Source organism: Kitasatospora sp. NPDC058063, from assembly GCF_042885395.1.
GTDB classification, from domain to species: Bacteria; Actinomycetota; Actinomycetes; order Streptomycetales; family Streptomycetaceae; genus Kitasatospora; species Kitasatospora lactacystinica.
Genome location: NZ_JBHVSD010000002.1, coordinates 269,687 through 285,315, shown reverse-complemented (window position 1 = coordinate 285,315; position 15,629 = coordinate 269,687). Strand labels below are relative to the sequence as shown.

The window sequence follows — 15,629 nt, the reverse complement described above, 5'->3', positions numbered from 1 at the left end:
ATCGCAGCCCGGGCCGGTTCCGACAGCGGGGGTGCACGCTGTTCGGCCGAGGGGGTGCCTCCGGCGGTCGCCCGCAGCCCGGCCCGGCCCGCACACGACGACGGCCCGCCCGCACCTTCCGGTGCCCGGCGGGCCGTTCCGTTCCGCTCCCCGGGCCGGAGTGGCCGGGAGGAGAGTCCTCGGCAGTGGTCGGGAGGGCCGTCGCCCGGTCGGCGGGCGCTCCCGGGGCCGGTCTCCGGACTCAGCGCTTGGCGACGTGCTCGGCGCGCAGCGCCGCCTGCACCGCGGCGCCGTCCTGCCAGGCGTAGAGCTGGTTGCCGGTCAGGGCCACGTTGTAGTGCCCGCAGGTGCCGGTGGCCTTGGTCGCGACGCTCTCGGGGAACCAACCGGCCTTGAGCGCCTGCGGCACCGGGTGCGCGCTCTTGCCCGGCAGCCCGGCGGTGCAGCCGGCGGGCAGCCGGCCCTCCGGGAGGGTGGCGCGCAGCAGGCGGTCGTCGCCCGTGGTGGACATCAGGTACTTCACCCCGGAGGCGTCGTCGGGCAGCCAGGTCGGCATCGACCGGCGGTCGGCCTTGGCCTGGGTGCCGCTCTCGTACGAGCCCTGCTGCTGGTGGTGCTCGTCGTACCAGTCGGACACCCGCGGGCCGATTGCCACAGCCGCCACGGCGACGGCCATGCCGGTACCCGCGACTCCCAGCGCGACCTTGCTCACGATGCCCTTCATGCCCGACTGCCCTCTCCGTGTCGTGACCGATGCGGCCGTTGCCGCTCGTGCCGCTGCCGCTCGTCCTCGCTGTCGGCGGCCGCTCAGGTCCGCGTCACCGACCCGGTCGGCGTGCTCCGCCGTCCGGTGCAACCATCGTGGCCCGTCCGGACCCGTCGGATCGTCACCACCAGGTCGCGAACTTGTCTCCGACCCACGGGGTAGCTTCTCCACCTTCAGGCGTATGTCCTCCGACAGGGACCCTGAGGCCCGCGGATTCCGGACGTGCGGATTCCGGCCCCGCGGATCCCTGAGCCGCAAGCCCTGGCACCGCCGGTCGCCGGGTCCGTGCCGCTCCGGCGCTCAGGTTGGCACGCCCGGGTCGAGAACGGCCCGAGCCCCGATCGAGCCTTGCTCAAGCCCGGAGCCGCCGCAGCCCGGCCTGCTGCAGCCGGGTCACCGGCCGCCGCCGCTTCGGACCACCACCGCTTCGGGCCACCACCGCTTCGGGCCGCCGCGGTGTCAGACCGCCGCCGGTACCGGACGGGCGACCGGGAACGGGCGGCCGTCGAGGGTCCAGTGCGGGTCGATCGGACGCAGCAGCGAGGCGTACACCTGCGCGGCGACGTCCGGATGACGGATCTCGCCGGTGGGCGGGCCGGCCGGGATGCCGTGCCCGGCGCAGGCCACCCAGGCCGTCCGCTCCTCGGCCGTACGGCCACCGTGGCCGCCGGCGTCCACGTGCCCGTGGTCGGTGACGACGATGACCGTCCACTGCTCCTCGGCGTGGGTCGCCCGGCCCCGGACGGCGTCGAGGAGGCGGCCGAGGCGCTCGTCGGCGGTGCGCATGGACGCGCGGTACTCGTCGCCGCAGCCCAGGAAGTGGGCGGTCTCGTCGACGGCGCCGAGGTACACGAAGGACGCCTCGGGGTCTGCGGTGCCGAGGACGTGGACGGCCTCCCGGGTGACCTCCTCGTCCACCGCCTCCCAGGTCTCGGGGGTGTCCTCGGCGGGGGCCACGTAGGAGAGCCGGCCGGGGGCGCGGAACAGCGGGCCGCCGGACTCGTTGATCATCAGCGGGTCCCAGCCCGCCGCGACAAAGGTGCGGCGGCGGTCGCCCCGGGCGAGGCGGGTGGCGAAGTCGGGGAACACGTCGAGCCGGTTGCCGCCCAGGTGGTTGCCCCACACCCCGTGCTTGGCGGGCTCGACGCCGGTCACGATGGTGGCCCAGCACGGCCCGGACATGGTGGGCGTGCCGTCCGCGACGGTGACCGGCACCAGGAACCCGGCCTCGGCGACCTCCTGCAGGCGGGGCATCGGCACCTGCGCCAGGAAATCGTGGCGGACGCCGTCGATCCCGACGACGAGCACGCGGGGGCGGGGCCACTGGGCAGCGGACATGGGGGTTCCTTTCGGTCGTGCGCACCCGGCCGCGCCCGCCGAGGGCGCCGCCGACCGCGCCATGGTTCACCGACCGCCGTACCGGTCGGCGTCCCACCGCCGAACGTCAGGTGTCCACGAAGTGTCGGACGGGCGTTCCCGCGCCCCGGGCGGAGCTCCGCCGCTGCCGTCCGGGGCGGGCACGGGGGCCAGGACTGCCGTCCGGGAGCGGGTCAGGAGGGTCCGGTGCGCGGCAGCCTGGAGCCGTCCGGGCAGACCGCGGGCGGCAGCGACTTGTCGGCGGGCGGCCGTCTCACGGCTACGGGCGGAACTCGTGGACGACCTCGATGCGGCCGACGATGTGCCGGTTGAACTCGTCCAACTCCTCGGCTGGAACCCAGAGTTCGAGGATCGTCCGGCCGCCCGCCCGCTGGACGGGGTAGCGCGCGAGAAAGGCGGTGTCGACCTCGAAGTGGGTGACGTAGCCGACGCCCGAGGCGGGCACGTTCCAGTCCCGGGCGATCCGGATCGCGTAGTCCTCGTTGAGGACGGGGTAGAAGATCGGCTGCTCGGGAAGGCGGGGCGGCCAGGCCCACCGGTCCGCGGCCTCGACCAGGGCGAGCTCCTCGGGACCGGTGGGGCGCCAGAGGGTGGTGGTCGGGGGCTGCGTCGGGACGAACCGGCTGGTCATGGCAGGGACGGTAGCCGGGCCACGACGGCCCGGCCACCGGTTTTCCCGGGCCGTGAGGGACGACGAGATGCGGCGAGGGCGGCCGTCAGCGGTAGGCGGACTCGCCGGTGATGGCCTCGCCGAGCACCAGGGTGTGGATCTCGCTGGTGCCCTCGTAGGTGAGCACCGATTCCAGGTTATTGGCGTGCCGCAGCACCGGGTACTCGGTGGTGATGCCGTTGGCCCCGAGGACGGTCCGGGCACTGCGGGCGATCTCCAGAGCGGTGCGGACGTTGTTGAGCTTGCCGAAGCTGATGTGCGGCGGGCGGGCGGCGCCCTGCTCCTTGAGCCGCCCGATCCGCAGGGCGACCAGGTACGCCTTCTCGACCTCCAGCATCATCTCGACCAGCTTCTGCTGGGTCAGCTGGAAGCCCGCGATCGGACGGTCGAACTGGATCCGGCTCTTGGCGTAGTCCAGGGCGGAGGTGTAGCAGTCGCGAGCGGCGCCGACGGTGCCCCAGAGGATCCCGTAGCGGGCCTCGTTGAGGGAGGAGAGCGGTCCGCGCAGGCCGACCACCCCGGGCAGCACGGCGTCGGCGGGCAGCACCACGTCGTCGAAGGCCAGCTCGCTGGTGACGGAGGCGCGCAGCGAGAGCTTGCCGTGCACATCGGTGGCGGTCAGGCCGCGGGCGCCGCGCTCGACCAGGAAGCCGCGCACGCCCTCCTCGGTCTGCGCCCAGACCACGGCGACGTCGGCGATGCTGCCGTTGGTGATCCACATCTTGCTGCCGGACAGCACCCAGTCGCCGCCCTCACCGCCCTTGCGCACCGCCCGGGTGCGCATGTTGGCCGGGTCCGAGCCGAAGTCCGGCTCGGTGAGGCCGAAGCAGCCGATCAGCTCACCGGCGGCCATGCCTGGCAGCCAGCGCTGCTTCTGCTCCTCGGAGCCGAAGGCGTGGATCGAGCGCATGGCGAGTGAGCCCTGGACGGAGACGAAGCTGCGCAGCCCGGAGTCGGCCGCCTCCAGCTCCATGCAGGCCACCCCGTACGCCACCGCGTCGGCGCCGGCGCAGCCGTAGCCGTCGAGGTGCATGCCGAGCACGCCCAGGGCGCCGAGCTCGGGGGCGAGTTCGCGGACCGGGAAGACCCCGCGCTCGAACCACTCGCCGATGTGCGGGCGGATGCGCTCCTCGGTGAACCGGCGGACGGTGTCGCGGATCAGCCGCTCCTCGTCGGAGAGCAGATCGCCGACGGCGAGCAGGTCGGACGGGTCGATCCGGGTCGGCTTCGTCACTGAAGCTCCTTGTACTCTCGGCGGGACACCGGCGGAACACCGGCGAGTATTCCGCACCCGGCCGGGTGGTGGGCGGGCGTGAACGAGTGAGGATGGCGACACGTTCGACGGCGCGCCCGAGGGCGCGTACGGCCGAGCGGAAGCGAACCGGAGGGGAAGGGGCGGGGCAGGACATGGCACGTTGGGCGCTGGTCGTCGAGGAGACGGTGGGCATGGGCCAGGATCGGATCTGGGGGAGCAAGGTGCTCGCCGAGGTCGAGGGGACCCGCGAGGAGGCCGTCGAGGAGCTGAGGCGGCTCGTCCCCTCCTACACCCCGGAGCACCCCTTCAACAGCCGACGGCGGACACTGCTCCGCGACGGGGACACCTACCTGCTGATCGCCCAGGGGAGCATGCGCGACTACCACTGCGTGTTCAAGGTGTGGGAGCTGCTGTGGGACAGCAAGCGGCCGGAGGTACAGGCGGAGCGACTGGCCGAGGGGCGCGAGGAAGGCCGCTGACGGCGAACGGGCGGCGGCCGACGAGCACCGGATCGCGGATCACAGCCGACGGATCACAGCCGACAGCCGACGAATAACAGATAACGGATAACAGCTGACAGATTTCAAACTCTGTCAGCTGTCACCCCACCCCGCAGAGCCGCAGCAGCGCCGTGGTCGCCGCACCCGCGACGACCACCAGCGGGAACGGTGCCCGGCGCAGCGCGAGCACTCCCGCGACCAGTACGCCCGCCGGACGGGCCCACCCCGCAAAGCCGTGCCCCTGGGTCAGCGCGCCGGTCGCGACCAGGGCCACCAGCAGCACCGCCGCCGCGACGGCCAGCAGGTGCCGCAGCCGCTCCGAGAGGGCGAGCCGACCGGCGAGCAACGGCCCGGCCAGTCGGTAGGCGTACGTTCCGGCCGCGAGCAGCAGAACGGCATACAGCGGCATCATCGGACCTCCTCCTTCTCCGCGTCCGCGGCGTTCGGTCCGTCCGCCGCCTTCCGACCCGATTCCCCGGCCGCCGACCGACCGGCGAACACCAGCCCGACCAGGGCGAGCAGCACCGGCAGCCCGGCGGGGACGAACGGGGTCGCCGCGACCGCGACCACCGCACCCGCCACCGCCGCCGTACGGGTGCGGCGGTCCGCGAGCGAGGGCAGGACGAGCGCGAGCAGCACCCCGGGGAAGGCCGCGTCCAGTCCGAACGCGTCCGTGTCACCGATCAGCCCGCCCGCGAGGGCGCCGAGCAGCACCGAGACGTTCCAGACCACGAACAGGGCGACCCCGCAGAGCCAGTACACGGCCCGGCGCCGACGGGGATCGCTCTGCTGCAGGGCGAAGGCGGCGGTCTCATCGGTGAGCAGTTGCGCTCCCACCAGCCGCCGCCACCACGGGCCGTCGGGCACGTCGGCCACGGTGAAGCCGAAGGGCAGCAGTCGGGCGTTGAGCACCAGTCCGGTGGCGACCGCGGCGAGGGCGCCGCCGCCGGAGAGCACCACGCCGACCGCCGCGAACTGGGAGCCGCCGGCGAAGACCAGGACGGAGAGGGTGATCGGCACCCAGAGGGGCAGGCCCCCGGAGACGCTGATCGCGCCGAAGGACACGCCGACCAGGGCATCGGCCAGGCAGACCAGGGCGACGTCCCGGAGGGTGGAACGCTCCAGTGTTCGAAGTAGCGAACGCATGTTCATTAGAGTGAACCGACTCGGCGTCGTTCGTCAAGGCGAACACTCGGACCGATCGGGCGAACTGCGGCCGATGCGACCGGCCGTGGCAGCATGAACGGCGACATCGGCCGCACCGGCGAGCCGTGGAAGGGGCCAGGAGGAAGCGTGAGGAAGCGTGAGTGGCGAGCATGAGTGACCAGAGCACCCCGGCCACGGACTCCGGCGGCTCCGACGGTTCCGGCAGCTCCGGTGACTTCGGCCGCTCCAGCAGCAGCGATAGCAGCGGCAGCACCGGCAGCGGTGCCAACGGCGGCGGCGAGCTGATCGGCCAGATCGCCGTCTCGATCAGGCGCGAGCGCGAGCGCAGCGGGCTGTCGATGGCCGAGCTGGCCCGGCGCGCGGGCATCGCCAAGTCCACGCTGTCCCAGCTGGAGTCCGGCGCGGGCAACCCCAGCGTGGAGACACTCTGGGCGCTCGGCGTCGCACTGAACGTGCCGTTCAGCCGGCTCGTCGACCCGCCGCGCCCGGTGGTCAAGGTGATCCGGGCCGGCGAGGGCCCGGTGACCCACTCCGAGCGCGCCGACTACGCCGCCACCGCGCTCTCCTCCTGCCCGCCCAACGCCCGGCGCGACATCTATCGGATCGAGGCGCAGCCGGGTGAGGCCCGGGCCTCCGATCCACACATGCCCGGCACCGTCGAGCACGTGCTGATCGGTGCCGGGCGGGCGCTGGTCGGGCCGACGGAGGCGCCGGTGGAGCTGGGCCCGGGCGACTACGTGAGCTACCCGGGCGACACTCCGCACGTGTTCCGCGCCCTGGCTCCGGACACCCTCGCGGTGATCGTCATGGAGCACATCTGACACCTCGCCGGCTCTGGCAGGGGGGCGCCTCCTACTTCAACAGTCCGTCCAGGAAGGGATTTCCGAAGACCCGGTGCGGGTCGTGGCGGTCCAGGACGGCGACCGCCTCGTCCCAGCCGGGCCCGCCGCCCGCCCGCAGACTGTCCGGAACGACCCGGCCGAGCAGGTCCGGATCGGACCAGGCGGCGGCGTCGGTGTACGCCCAGCCCTTGGACCACTCGACCCGCAGGCCCGCCCGGGAGCCGTCGAAGGTGCGCAGCAGCCACTGCTCCAACTCCCGTGCGAAGCGCTCCAGTCCGGGGGTGCCGGGGAAGGCGAGGACGTCCAGCCAGACGGCCGTGTCCCACTCCGGGCGGTCGGCGCGCGGTCGCAGCGCGGACAGCAGCGGGGGCCGGGCGCCGGGGACGCCGGAGGAGGCCGGGTCGTCCAGGCCGGTGACCCGGATCTCCACCGCGCCATTCACCGGGAACTCGCCCCGGGCCTGGTAGGAGGCGAGCAACTCCCGGTAGTAGGCGGCGAATTCACTCACCGCCCACTGGAGGTCGGAGCGCTTGAGGAGGATCGCGTAGCCGTTGGCGGTGACCCGCAGGGTGGTCGGGCGGACGTACTGGAGCAGGGTGCGCGAGGGTCCCCAGAGGTCGGACCGCAGTCCGCCCGCGAGCAGGTGGGTGAGCACCTCTCCGCTGAGCAGTCGGCGCAGCAGGGCTCCGGAGAGCAGGACTTCGGTGATGTCACCGGTGAGTCCCACCTTCGTGACCAGGTACTGGAGTTGGCCGAACAGCGGGGCCGAGGCCCAGGCGCCGGTGACGATCTCGCCGGCGAGCCGGGCGACCGGTTCCGGAACGCTGTCCGAGAACGGGTAGTTGTACGGGTGGTCGACGGACAGGGAAGCGAGCGGCTTGCTCGGGGTGACGCTCCAGGTCTTGAGCCACGGGTACTCGGTGTAGGCGAACCAGATCGCCTCGACCCGACCGTCGCGTTCCACGAAGTCGGCGAGGGTGCGCGGGCCTCCCCCGCTCCCGAGGACACCGCCGAGAACACCGCCCAGCACTCCCCCGAGCACTCCGCCGAGACCCCCGCCCCCGCCCCCGCCGGTACCCGCACCGGCCCCGGTGCCGGCGCCTGTTCCGGTTCCCGTCCCGGCCCCGGGGCGGGCGAAGAGCTCGCTCGCCGGGATGTCGAGTCGGCTGACGCAGCGCAGCGGCCGGTCGGCACCGGCCCGCAGCACCACCTCGGTCAGGAAGGCTCGGCCGAGGTGGACCAGGAAGGCGGCGCTGTCGGCCTCGGAGCGGTCGAAGGTCCGCAGCGTGTAGCGGCCGGTGGCCGGGTCGAGGACGACGGCGGTGAGCCGGACGACCTGGTTGCTGACCGATCCGTAGCCGTGCCCCTCCGGTCGCACCTCCCCTGCGGCCGGGACGGCGGTGCCGTGGCCGCCGATGGCTAGTACACCGCCTACGGTAATCTCGCCGGGGGCCGGGCAGGCGGTCAGGCCGAGGCCGCGGTCGGCGAGGTGGGCGAGCAGGGCCTCCATGGTGGCGCCGGTCTGCACCCGGACGGTGTCGGGCGAGTCGGCGCCGATCGCGGTGAGGTGCCGGGTGGTGTCCACCAGCAGCACCCTGGCGCTCTCCGGGGTCCCGGCGGCGACGGTGAGCGGTGCCCAGGTGTGCCGGTACCCGGAGGCGCGCAGCCGCCAGCCGTTGGCGTGCGCCCAGTCGGCGAGGGCCGGGACCTCCTCGGGGGTGCGGGGCGCGCAGGTCCACAGCTGGTCGGTGCGGATCTCGCCGGACCAGTTCTGGAAGACCCGCTGGTAGAGCTCGGTGCCGGGGGGCAGCGCGGGCGGTACCGGCGCGGCGGCCTCGGCGCTGTCCGGGCCGACGGTGCCGCGCAGCAGCCAGGCCGCGCCGCCGAGCGCCGCCGACGCACCCAGCAACTGCCGCCGGGTGAGGCCACCGGGGGCGGTCCTCGCCGAGGTCTTCGCCGGAGCGTCGGTCGGGGCATCGGTCGGGGCGTCCACCGGGGTATTCAGTGGGGTCATCCCCTCCCGTGCCGCTCCGTCACCCGTTCCGCCCATCGGGCCGTGTCCTGTGGTCATCCGTCCGTCCGCCCCCTCGTCCTGGTCCCCCGGGCCGAGCTGCGCCGATCCGGGTCCGGCCGGAGTCCGCCCGGCCCGGTCTGGAGCGTATGAAGGGGCGCACGGCAGTTTGAAGCGCCCGGCGGGGATCTCACTCCTTCGAGTGAGATCGGCCCGATCGGCCCCGGGCGCCCCGTCCACCTGCACCGCTCCTCGTCCCGGCTCCGTTGCCCACGTCCTCGACGGGCGCATAGGTTGATCACGGTCACGGTTGATCACGATCACCCCGCCTCACCTCACTCCACCCCGCCAGCCGGAGGCTTCGCCATGCCCTCGTCCACGCCCTCACCCGAGTCCTCGCGCGCCAACTCGCGCGCCAACTCGCCCGCGGACTCGCGGCCGGACTCGGCTACGGCCTCGGCCTCCGCCCCGTCCGCGAACCCGCCCGCCCGCGGAGCCCTGACCGTCGCCGTCGCCCAGCCCGTCTGCGCCGCCGCCGGCCGTCCGGACACCGTGTCCGAGAACGTCGCCCTGCACGCCGAGGCGGTACGGAGGGCGGGCACCCGGCTGGTGGTGTTCCCCGAGCTGTCGCTGACCGGCTACGACCTGACCGCACCGGCCGTCGACCCGGCGGACGCCCGGCTCGCGCCGCTGGTGGCCGCCTGCGCCGCGACCGGCGCCGTCGCCCTGGTCGGGGCACCCGTCACCGAGACCGACGGCCGCGAGTCCATCGCCACGCTGGTGGTCACCGGGCAGGGCGCCGAGGTCGCCTACCGGAAGATGCGCCTGCACGGCGCCGAGGTCGAGCGCTTCGCCCCCGGCGGGAAGCCCGGCGTCCTGGAGCTGGACGGCCTGCGGCTCGGCCTCGCCGTCTGCGCGGACGCCGCCGACCCGGCGCACGCCGAGGAGACCGCCGCGCTCGGCATCGACGCCTACGTCGCCTCTACCCTCTACGGGCCCGGCACCGCCCAGGCGGAGCGCCGGGACGGCCACGTCCGCGACCGGGCCGCCGCCCACGGGGTGTGGTGCGTGCTCGCGACCTGCGCCGGGGCGACCGGCGAGTACCCGGAGAGCTCGGGCGGCTCCGGCGTCTGGGCCCCGGGCGGCGAGCTCGTCGTCCAGGCCGGTACCGACCCGGGCGAGCTGGTCCGCGCCGAGCTGCCCCGCCGGTAGGAGCCGAGCCGGGGCCGGAAACCGGGCCGCACCGGCCGCGGGCACCCGCCCCCGCACCGAGACGGAACGGAACGAAACGGAAGGGAACGGAACCGGATCACCCCGACCGGAAATACCCGGGCCTCGTTCGCGGCTGTGCTGACCGAAGATCCGTTCCGGGCCGGTCGGGCCCGTACAGGAGGTGCAGCGCGCGATGGGTGGCGAGCAGGAGAAGGCGCAGTGGTACCGGATCGAGCACGACTCGATGGGCGAGGTCCGGGTGCCGGCCGACGCGAAGTGGCAGGCGCAGACGCAGCGGGCGGTGGAGAACTTCCCGGTGTCCGGCCAGCGGCTGGAGCGGGCGCACATCGCCGCACTGGCTCGGATCAAGGCCGCCGCGGCCCGGGTGAACGCCCGGCTCGGAGTGCTGGACGAGGAGACGGCGGAGGCGGTCGCGGCCGCCGCCGAGGAGGTCGCGGAGGGGCACTGGGACGACCAGTTCCCGGTGGACGTGTTCCAGACCGGCTCGGGCACCTCGTCCAACATGAACACCAACGAGGTGATCGCCACCCTGGCCGGGGAGCGGTTGGGCCGACCGGTCCATCCGAACGACCACGTCAACGCCAGCCAGTCGTCCAACGACGTCTTCCCGTCCTCGATCCACATCGCCGCGACCGCCGCCGTCACCCATGACCTGGTCCCGGCGCTGGAGCACCTCGCGGAGTCGCTGGAGCGCAAGGCCGCCGAGTTCGCCCGGGTGGTCAAGTCGGGCCGCACCCACCTGATGGACGCCACGCCCGTCACGCTCGGCCAGGAGTTCGGAGGCTATGCGGCCCAGGTGCGGCACGGGCGGGAGCGGCTGCTGGCCACCCTGCCCCGGGTGGCCGAACTCCCGCTCGGCGGGACGGCGGTGGGCACCGGCATCAACACCCCGCCCGGTTTCCCGGCGGCCGTCATCGCGGAGGTCGCCCGCGCCACCGACCTGCCGTTGACCGAGGCCAGGAACCACTTCGAGGCGCAGGGGGCACGGGACGCCCTGGTCGAGTTGAGCGGTCAGCTGCGCACGGTGGCGGTGGGCTTCACGAAGATCGCGAACGACCTGCGGTGGATGGGCTCCGGTCCGCGCACCGGGCTCGGCGAGATCAACCTGCCGGACCTCCAGCCCGGTTCGTCGATCATGCCGGGCAAGGTGAACCCGGTGCTGCCCGAGGTGGTGCTGATGGTCGCCGCCCAGGTGGTGGGCAACGACGCGACGGTCACGCTGGCGGGCGCGAGCGGCAACTTCGAGCTGAACGTGATGCTCCCGGTGATCGCCCGCAACGTCCTGGAGTCGGTGCGGCTGCTCGCCAACAGCGCCCGGCTGCTGGCCGACCGGACGGTGGACGGCATCACCGCCAACGTGGACCGGGCCCGGGAGTACGCGGAGTCCTCGCCCTCGGTGGTGACCCCGCTGAACCGCTACATCGGATACGAGGAGGCCGCGAAGGTCGCCAAGCAGTCGCTGGCCGAGCGCAAGACGATCCGTCAGGTGGTTCTGGAGCGCGGCTACGTCGAGCAGGGCAGGCTCACCGAGGAGCAGCTGGACGAGGCTCTGGACGTGCTGCGGATGACCCACCCCTAGCGGGTCGGAGTCGGGTCGGAGTCGGGTCGGAACGTGCCGGGCCCGCGCCCGGGTCACGCCTCGGGCGCGCGCCTTGGGTTCACGCCTCGGGCTCGCGCCGGGGCGCGGGGGGCACTCGCGCCCTCCGCGCCCCGGTCACGGGCTGCGGGGAAGATCAGCCCTTCGCGCGGCCGGCCCGGCCGCGCCGCATCGACGCCCCGTTCGACGTCATGGTCGCCATCGAGATCGCCGCGAGGCCGAGCAGGAACATCACGGCGCCCACGATGATGCAGGTCACGATGTTCTTGCCGTGCGCGACGGACCCGGAGACGACCCACGGGGAGATGATCGTCCAGACACCGAGCGCAGCGGCCGCCCAGGCCCGGGCGTGGGTGCGTTCGTAGGCCGATCCGTAGCCGGCCATCAGGGCCGTGTAGGCCAGACCCACGATCAGGCAGGTCACGGTCAGAGTGTTGTACGCGGTGAAGCCGACGATCCATGGCGAGGCCGCCAGGAAGAGACCGGCCAGGACGGCCAGGGCTTCGATGCCCTGGGCACGGGGGGTCGAGGTGACCCGCTCGTAGCGTTCGCGGAGTTCGACGATGTCCGGATGGTGCTCCATGCCCGTCGTCGGGATATGGGTTGCCACCGATACCACCTCCTGTGGTCGGAACCGGTAAGGCGCTTGCCCCGTACCCATTCTGGCGCTTATCCAACGTTTTGCACCCGATAGTCCGGAATGACCGATAACCATCCGGTCACGCCGGTGACCTGCGTCTCAACCGTCCGGGCCGCCATTGCCTATGCAACTCGTTGCATAGCAGGATGCGGGCCATGGCACTGGAGCACGCGATCCTCGTCTCGCTGCTGGAGCAGCCCGGCTCCGGCTACGAGCTGGCCCGGCGCTTCGACCGCTCGATCGGACGCTTCTGGACCGCCACCCACCAGCAGATCTACCGGGTGCTGCGGCGGATGGAGGCGGACGGCTGGGTGGCCGCGCAGGAGGTCCCCCAGGACGGGCGCCCGGACAAGAAGGTCTACTCGGCAGCCGGGGCCGGACGGGCCGCGCTGGCCGGCTGGCTGCGCGAACCGGTCGAGCCGGAGACCGTCCGGCACGAACTCGCGGTCAAGATCCGGGCCGCCGCCTTCGACGACCCGGCCGCGCTGGTCTCCGAGGTGGAACGACACCGCGAGAGCCATGCCGCCCTGCTCGCCCGCTACCTGCACGGCGAGCAGCGCGACTTCCCCGACACCACCGCACTCGATGCGCACGAGCAACTGCAGCACGTGGTGCTGCGCGGCGGCATCGAGTACGAGCGGATGACCCTCGCCTGGCTCGACGACGTGCTCGCCACCCTGCGCCGCCTCTCCGCCGACGGCGGACGGCGGCCGACGGATGACGACTGACGACTGACAGATGACGGCCGACGGATGACAACTAACAGAGTTTGAAATCTGTCACCCGACTCCTGTCACCCGACCCCTGTCACCCGCCCTCTTCACACCCTCGACCCCCGGGAGCCCCTCGATGCTCTTCAACCCGCGCAGCTACGACCCCGCACAGTTCGACGAGCCGACCCGCCGACTGCTGCGCGCGACGGTGGACTGGTTCGAGTCCCGCGGCAAGAAGGCGCTGATCGACACCTACATCGACCGCAGCTGGTACGCCGACTTCCTGGACTTCGCCGCGAAGGAGGGCCTCTTCGCGGAGTTCCTGACCCCCGCCGCGGCCGACCCCGACAAGCGCTGGGACACCGCGCGGATCGCCGAGCTGAACGAGATCCTCGGCTTCTACGGCCTCGGCTACTGGTACACCTGGCAGGTCACCATCCTGGGCCTCGGCCCGGTCTGGCAGAGCGAGAACGAGGCCGTCCGCGCCCGCGCCGCCCAGCTCCTCGCGGACGGTCACGTGATGGCCTTCGGCCTCTCCGAGCGCACCCACGGCGCCGACATCTACTCCACCGACATGATCCTCACCCCGGACGGCGAGGGCGGCTTCACCGCGACCGGCTCGAAGTACTACATCGGCAACGGCAACGTGGCCGGCCTGGTCTCGGTGTTCGGCCGCCGCTCGGACGTCGAGGGCCCGGAGGGCTACGTCTTCTTCGCCGCCGACAGCCGCCACGACGCGTACCACCTGGTCAAGAACGTGGTGAACGCGCAGATGTACGTCAGCGAGTTCCGCCTGGAGGACTACCCGGTGCGCGCCGAGGACGTGCTGCACACCGGCCAGGCCGCCTTCGACGCCGCGCTCAACACCGTGAACGTCGGCAAGTTCAACCTCTGCACCGCCTCGATCGGCATCTGCGAGCACGCGATGTACGAGGCCGTCACGCACGCCCACAACCGGGTGCTGTACGGCAAGCGGGTCACCGACTTCCCGCACGTCAAGCGGGAGTTGACCGACGCCTACGTCCGCCTGGTGGCGATGAAGCTGTTCAGCGCCCGGGCGGTGGACTACTTCCGCAGCGCCTCCCCCGAGGACCGCCGCTACCTGCTGTTCAACCCGATGACCAAGATGAAGGTCACCACCGAGGGCGAGAAGGTCATCGACCTGATGTGGGACGTCATCGCCGCCAAGGGCTTCGAGGCGGACACCTACTTCGACAAGGCCGCGAAGGACATCCGCGGCCTGCCGAAGCTGGAGGGCACCGTCCACGTCAACCTGGCGCTGATCCTCAAGTTCATGGGCAACTACCTGTTCGCCCCTGCCGACTACGCCCCGGTGCCGAGCCGGGTGGACGCCGCCGACGACGCCTTCCTCTTCCGGCAGGGCCCGGCCCGCGGTCTCGGCGCGATCCGGTTCCACGACTGGCGCACCGCCTACGACCGCCACGCCGAGCTGCCCAATGTCGCCCGCTTCCGCGAACAGGCCGACGGCTTCTGCGAGTTGCTGCTCCAGAACGCGCCGAGCAAGGAGCAGCAGGCCGACCTGGACTTCCTGCTGGAGATCGGCCAGCTGTTCGCGCTGATCGTCTACGGCCAGCTGGTGCTGGAGCAGGCCGAGCTGACCGGCCTGGCCGCCTCCGAGCACGGCGGCGACGTGCTGGACCGGGTCTTCGACGCGCTGGTCCGCGACTTCTCCGCGCACGCCACCGAGCTGCACGGCAAGGCCTCGGCCACCGAGCAGCAGGCGGCCTGGGCACTCGCGAACGTGCGTCGCCCGGTCGCCGACCCGGCGCGGGACGCGCGGGTGTGGACGCAGGTCGAGTCGCTCTCCGGCGCGTACGAGATGCGACCGTGAGCGGGACGCAGCCGTAGGGCGGGGACGGCAGGACTCCGGGGGTGCCGGTCGGCGGACCGGCACCCCCGGTTCACAGCTCCCCGCTCACGACACCCGATTCACCTCTCCGGGGTGGTCCGGTCGTCGCCGAGGCCCATGTCGCGGGCCCGGGCGACCGCCTCGGCGCGCGTCGCGACGTGCAGCTTCTCGAAGATGTGGGTGATGTGGTTGCGGACGGTCTTCTCCGCGACCACCAGCTCCCGGGCGATTCGCCGGTTGTCCAGCCCGCGCGCGACCAGGTCCAGCACCTCGGCCTCGCGGGCGGTGAGTTCGGGGAAGAGCTGTCCCGCCTCGCGCATCTTCGCCCCGGCGAGCAGGGCGGTGATCCGTCCCGCCACCTCGCCGCCGAACACCGCGCCGCCCGCCGCGACCGTCCGCACCGCGTGCAGCACCTCCTCCCGCCCCGCTCCCTTGACCAGGTAGCCGCGCGCGCCCGCCTGGAGGGCCGCGAGCAGGTTTCCGTCGTCGTCCGACATGGTCAGCATCAGCACCGGCGGCGGCGCCTCCTGGCCGGCGAGCTGCCGGACGGCCTCCAGCCCGGAGCCGTCGGGCAGCGAGAGGTCCATGATCACCACGGTCGGGCGGTGCCGGGCGACCGCCTCCGGGACATCGGCGACCCGCTCGGCCTCGGCCACCACGAGGACACCCTCGGCGCTCTCCAGTGCCGCCTTGAGCCCCTCCCGGAAGAGGGGGTGGTCGTCGACGATCAGCACACGGACGGCCGGAGTGCCACCCGGACCCACAGGTGCCAACGGCTGTTCTTCATCCACCCGGCCGACACTATCAGCGGCGATCGCGTGACTTTCCGTGACGTGCTCGTGAAGTCCTCAGCGTGTCGGGGCCGGGAGGAGCCCGGAGGGGCCCGGAGGAGCTGGGAGCAGCCGGGGCCGACCGCTCCGGCTCACGTCGGGACGGGATTCGAGACCGGACCCCGGCCACCCGGGACACCCGGGACACCCGGGACACC

Annotated in this window: 15 protein-coding genes; 6 read left to right on the top strand and 9 right to left on the bottom strand. The window is 72.8% G+C overall.

Going from position 1 to position 15,629, the window contains the following annotated elements; all coding sequences use genetic code 11:
• Positions 1 to 241: 241 nt before the first annotated feature.
• The 4 genes from ACFVUY_RS04985 to ACFVUY_RS04970 all read right to left on the bottom strand — a co-directional run bounded on the left by ACFVUY_RS04985 (position 242) and on the right by ACFVUY_RS04970 (position 4,047).
• Positions 242 to 724, bottom strand: a complete 483-nt coding sequence (locus tag ACFVUY_RS04985) for a hypothetical protein (RefSeq protein ID WP_387684839.1) — start codon at positions 722 to 724, stop codon at positions 242 to 244.
• Between the two features lie 501 nt (positions 725 to 1,225).
• Positions 1,226 to 2,104 (bottom strand): alkaline phosphatase family protein, encoded by an 879-nt coding sequence (locus ACFVUY_RS04980; RefSeq protein ID WP_387727417.1) that lies wholly within the window; start codon positions 2,102 to 2,104, stop codon positions 1,226 to 1,228.
• 298 nt (positions 2,105 to 2,402) lie between these two features.
• Entirely contained in the window at positions 2,403 to 2,774 is a 372-nt protein-coding gene (locus ACFVUY_RS04975) for a hypothetical protein (RefSeq protein WP_387727415.1), read from the bottom strand.
• An 85-nt stretch (positions 2,775 to 2,859) separates the two neighbouring features.
• Positions 2,860 to 4,047 (bottom strand): acyl-CoA dehydrogenase family protein, encoded by a 1,188-nt coding sequence (locus ACFVUY_RS04970; RefSeq protein WP_359900452.1) that lies wholly within the window; start codon positions 4,045 to 4,047, stop codon positions 2,860 to 2,862.
• 173 nt (positions 4,048 to 4,220) lie between these two features.
• Between ACFVUY_RS04970 and ACFVUY_RS04965 the strand changes: the two genes are divergently transcribed.
• On the top strand, positions 4,221 to 4,547 hold the full coding sequence (locus ACFVUY_RS04965; RefSeq protein WP_387727413.1) for a hypothetical protein: 327 nt from the start codon (positions 4,221 to 4,223) through the stop codon (positions 4,545 to 4,547).
• Positions 4,548 to 4,668: 121 nt separating this feature from the next.
• Here ACFVUY_RS04965 and ACFVUY_RS04960 read toward each other — a convergent pair whose 3' ends face one another.
• Together ACFVUY_RS04960 and ACFVUY_RS04955 are read right to left on the bottom strand one after the other, a co-directional pair.
• On the bottom strand, positions 4,669 to 4,977 hold the full coding sequence (locus tag ACFVUY_RS04960; protein ID WP_387727791.1) for an AzlD domain-containing protein: 309 nt from the start codon (positions 4,975 to 4,977) through the stop codon (positions 4,669 to 4,671).
• Positions 4,977 to 5,714 (bottom strand): AzlC family ABC transporter permease, encoded by a 738-nt coding sequence (locus ACFVUY_RS04955; protein WP_387684831.1) that lies wholly within the window; start codon positions 5,712 to 5,714, stop codon positions 4,977 to 4,979. The genes ACFVUY_RS04960 and ACFVUY_RS04955 overlap by 1 nt, the downstream gene beginning before the upstream one ends.
• A 161-nt stretch (positions 5,715 to 5,875) precedes the next feature.
• On the opposite strand from ACFVUY_RS04955, the gene ACFVUY_RS04950 reads away from it, so the two are divergent.
• Positions 5,876 to 6,556: a helix-turn-helix domain-containing protein gene (locus ACFVUY_RS04950; protein WP_387727411.1), complete on the top strand. Its 681-nt coding sequence runs from the start codon at positions 5,876 to 5,878 to the stop codon at positions 6,554 to 6,556.
• Positions 6,557 to 6,587: 31 nt separating this feature from the next.
• Here ACFVUY_RS04950 and ACFVUY_RS04945 read toward each other — a convergent pair whose 3' ends face one another.
• The gene (locus ACFVUY_RS04945; protein ID WP_387727409.1) at positions 6,588 to 8,591 is read right to left on the bottom strand and encodes a cholesterol oxidase substrate-binding domain-containing protein; all 2,004 of its coding nucleotides are present in this window, start codon (positions 8,589 to 8,591) and stop codon (positions 6,588 to 6,590) included.
• 363 nt (positions 8,592 to 8,954) lie between these two features.
• On the opposite strand from ACFVUY_RS04945, the gene ACFVUY_RS04940 reads away from it, so the two are divergent.
• Both ACFVUY_RS04940 and ACFVUY_RS04935 read left to right on the top strand, forming a co-directional pair.
• Complete coding sequence (locus ACFVUY_RS04940; RefSeq protein WP_387727407.1) at positions 8,955 to 9,800, top strand: carbon-nitrogen hydrolase family protein; 846 nt, start codon at positions 8,955 to 8,957, stop codon at positions 9,798 to 9,800.
• Between the two features lie 193 nt (positions 9,801 to 9,993).
• Positions 9,994 to 11,400, top strand: coding sequence for a class II fumarate hydratase (locus tag ACFVUY_RS04935; protein ID WP_387727405.1), 1,407 nt, complete (start codon positions 9,994 to 9,996; stop codon positions 11,398 to 11,400).
• Positions 11,401 to 11,554: 154 nt separating this feature from the next.
• Here the strand turns inward: ACFVUY_RS04935 and ACFVUY_RS04930 are convergent, their stop codons facing one another.
• Positions 11,555 to 12,028, bottom strand: coding sequence for an SPW repeat protein (locus ACFVUY_RS04930; protein WP_387684821.1), 474 nt, complete (start codon positions 12,026 to 12,028; stop codon positions 11,555 to 11,557).
• A gap of 185 nt (positions 12,029 to 12,213) precedes the next feature.
• Between ACFVUY_RS04930 and ACFVUY_RS04925 the strand changes: the two genes are divergently transcribed.
• Both ACFVUY_RS04925 and ACFVUY_RS04920 read left to right on the top strand, forming a co-directional pair.
• Positions 12,214 to 12,786 carry a PadR family transcriptional regulator gene (locus ACFVUY_RS04925; protein ID WP_380348343.1) on the top strand — a complete coding sequence of 191 codons (573 nt, stop codon included), beginning with the start codon at positions 12,214 to 12,216 and terminating at the stop codon, positions 12,784 to 12,786.
• 121 nt (positions 12,787 to 12,907) lie between these two features.
• A complete protein-coding gene (locus ACFVUY_RS04920; protein ID WP_387727403.1) occupies positions 12,908 to 14,623 on the top strand; it encodes an acyl-CoA dehydrogenase family protein in 1,716 nt (571 codons plus the stop codon).
• Between the two features lie 98 nt (positions 14,624 to 14,721).
• On the opposite strand, the gene ACFVUY_RS04915 is transcribed toward ACFVUY_RS04920, so the two are convergent.
• A complete protein-coding gene (locus tag ACFVUY_RS04915; protein ID WP_387727401.1) occupies positions 14,722 to 15,414 on the bottom strand; it encodes a response regulator in 693 nt (230 codons plus the stop codon).
• Positions 15,415 to 15,629: the final 215 nt, after the last annotated feature.

What these genes read in the sequence shown, in the direction of transcription:
- ACFVUY_RS04920 (WP_387727403.1), top strand. Translation starts at nt 12,908, where the DNA reads ATGCTCTTCAACCCGCGCAGCTACGACCCCGCACAGTTCGACGAGCCG.
- ACFVUY_RS04965 (WP_387727413.1), top strand. Translation starts at nt 4,221, where the DNA reads ATGGCACGTTGGGCGCTGGTCGTCGAGGAGACGGTGGGCATGGGCCAG.
- ACFVUY_RS04960 (WP_387727791.1), bottom strand. Translation starts at nt 4,977, where the DNA reads ATGCCGCTGTATGCCGTTCTGCTGCTCGCGGCCGGAACGTACGCCTAC.
- ACFVUY_RS04980 (WP_387727417.1), bottom strand. Translation starts at nt 2,104, where the DNA reads ATGTCCGCTGCCCAGTGGCCCCGCCCCCGCGTGCTCGTCGTCGGGATC.
- ACFVUY_RS04975 (WP_387727415.1), bottom strand. Translation starts at nt 2,774, where the DNA reads ATGACCAGCCGGTTCGTCCCGACGCAGCCCCCGACCACCACCCTCTGG.
- ACFVUY_RS04940 (WP_387727407.1), top strand. Translation starts at nt 8,955, where the DNA reads ATGCCCTCGTCCACGCCCTCACCCGAGTCCTCGCGCGCCAACTCGCGC.
- ACFVUY_RS04935 (WP_387727405.1), top strand. Translation starts at nt 9,994, where the DNA reads ATGGGTGGCGAGCAGGAGAAGGCGCAGTGGTACCGGATCGAGCACGAC.
- ACFVUY_RS04925 (WP_380348343.1), top strand. Translation starts at nt 12,214, where the DNA reads ATGGCACTGGAGCACGCGATCCTCGTCTCGCTGCTGGAGCAGCCCGGC.
- ACFVUY_RS04945 (WP_387727409.1), bottom strand. Translation starts at nt 8,591, where the DNA reads ATGACCCCACTGAATACCCCGGTGGACGCCCCGACCGATGCCCCGACC.
- ACFVUY_RS04955 (WP_387684831.1), bottom strand. Translation starts at nt 5,714, where the DNA reads ATGCGTTCGCTACTTCGAACACTGGAGCGTTCCACCCTCCGGGACGTC.
- ACFVUY_RS04985 (WP_387684839.1), bottom strand. Translation starts at nt 724, where the DNA reads ATGAAGGGCATCGTGAGCAAGGTCGCGCTGGGAGTCGCGGGTACCGGC.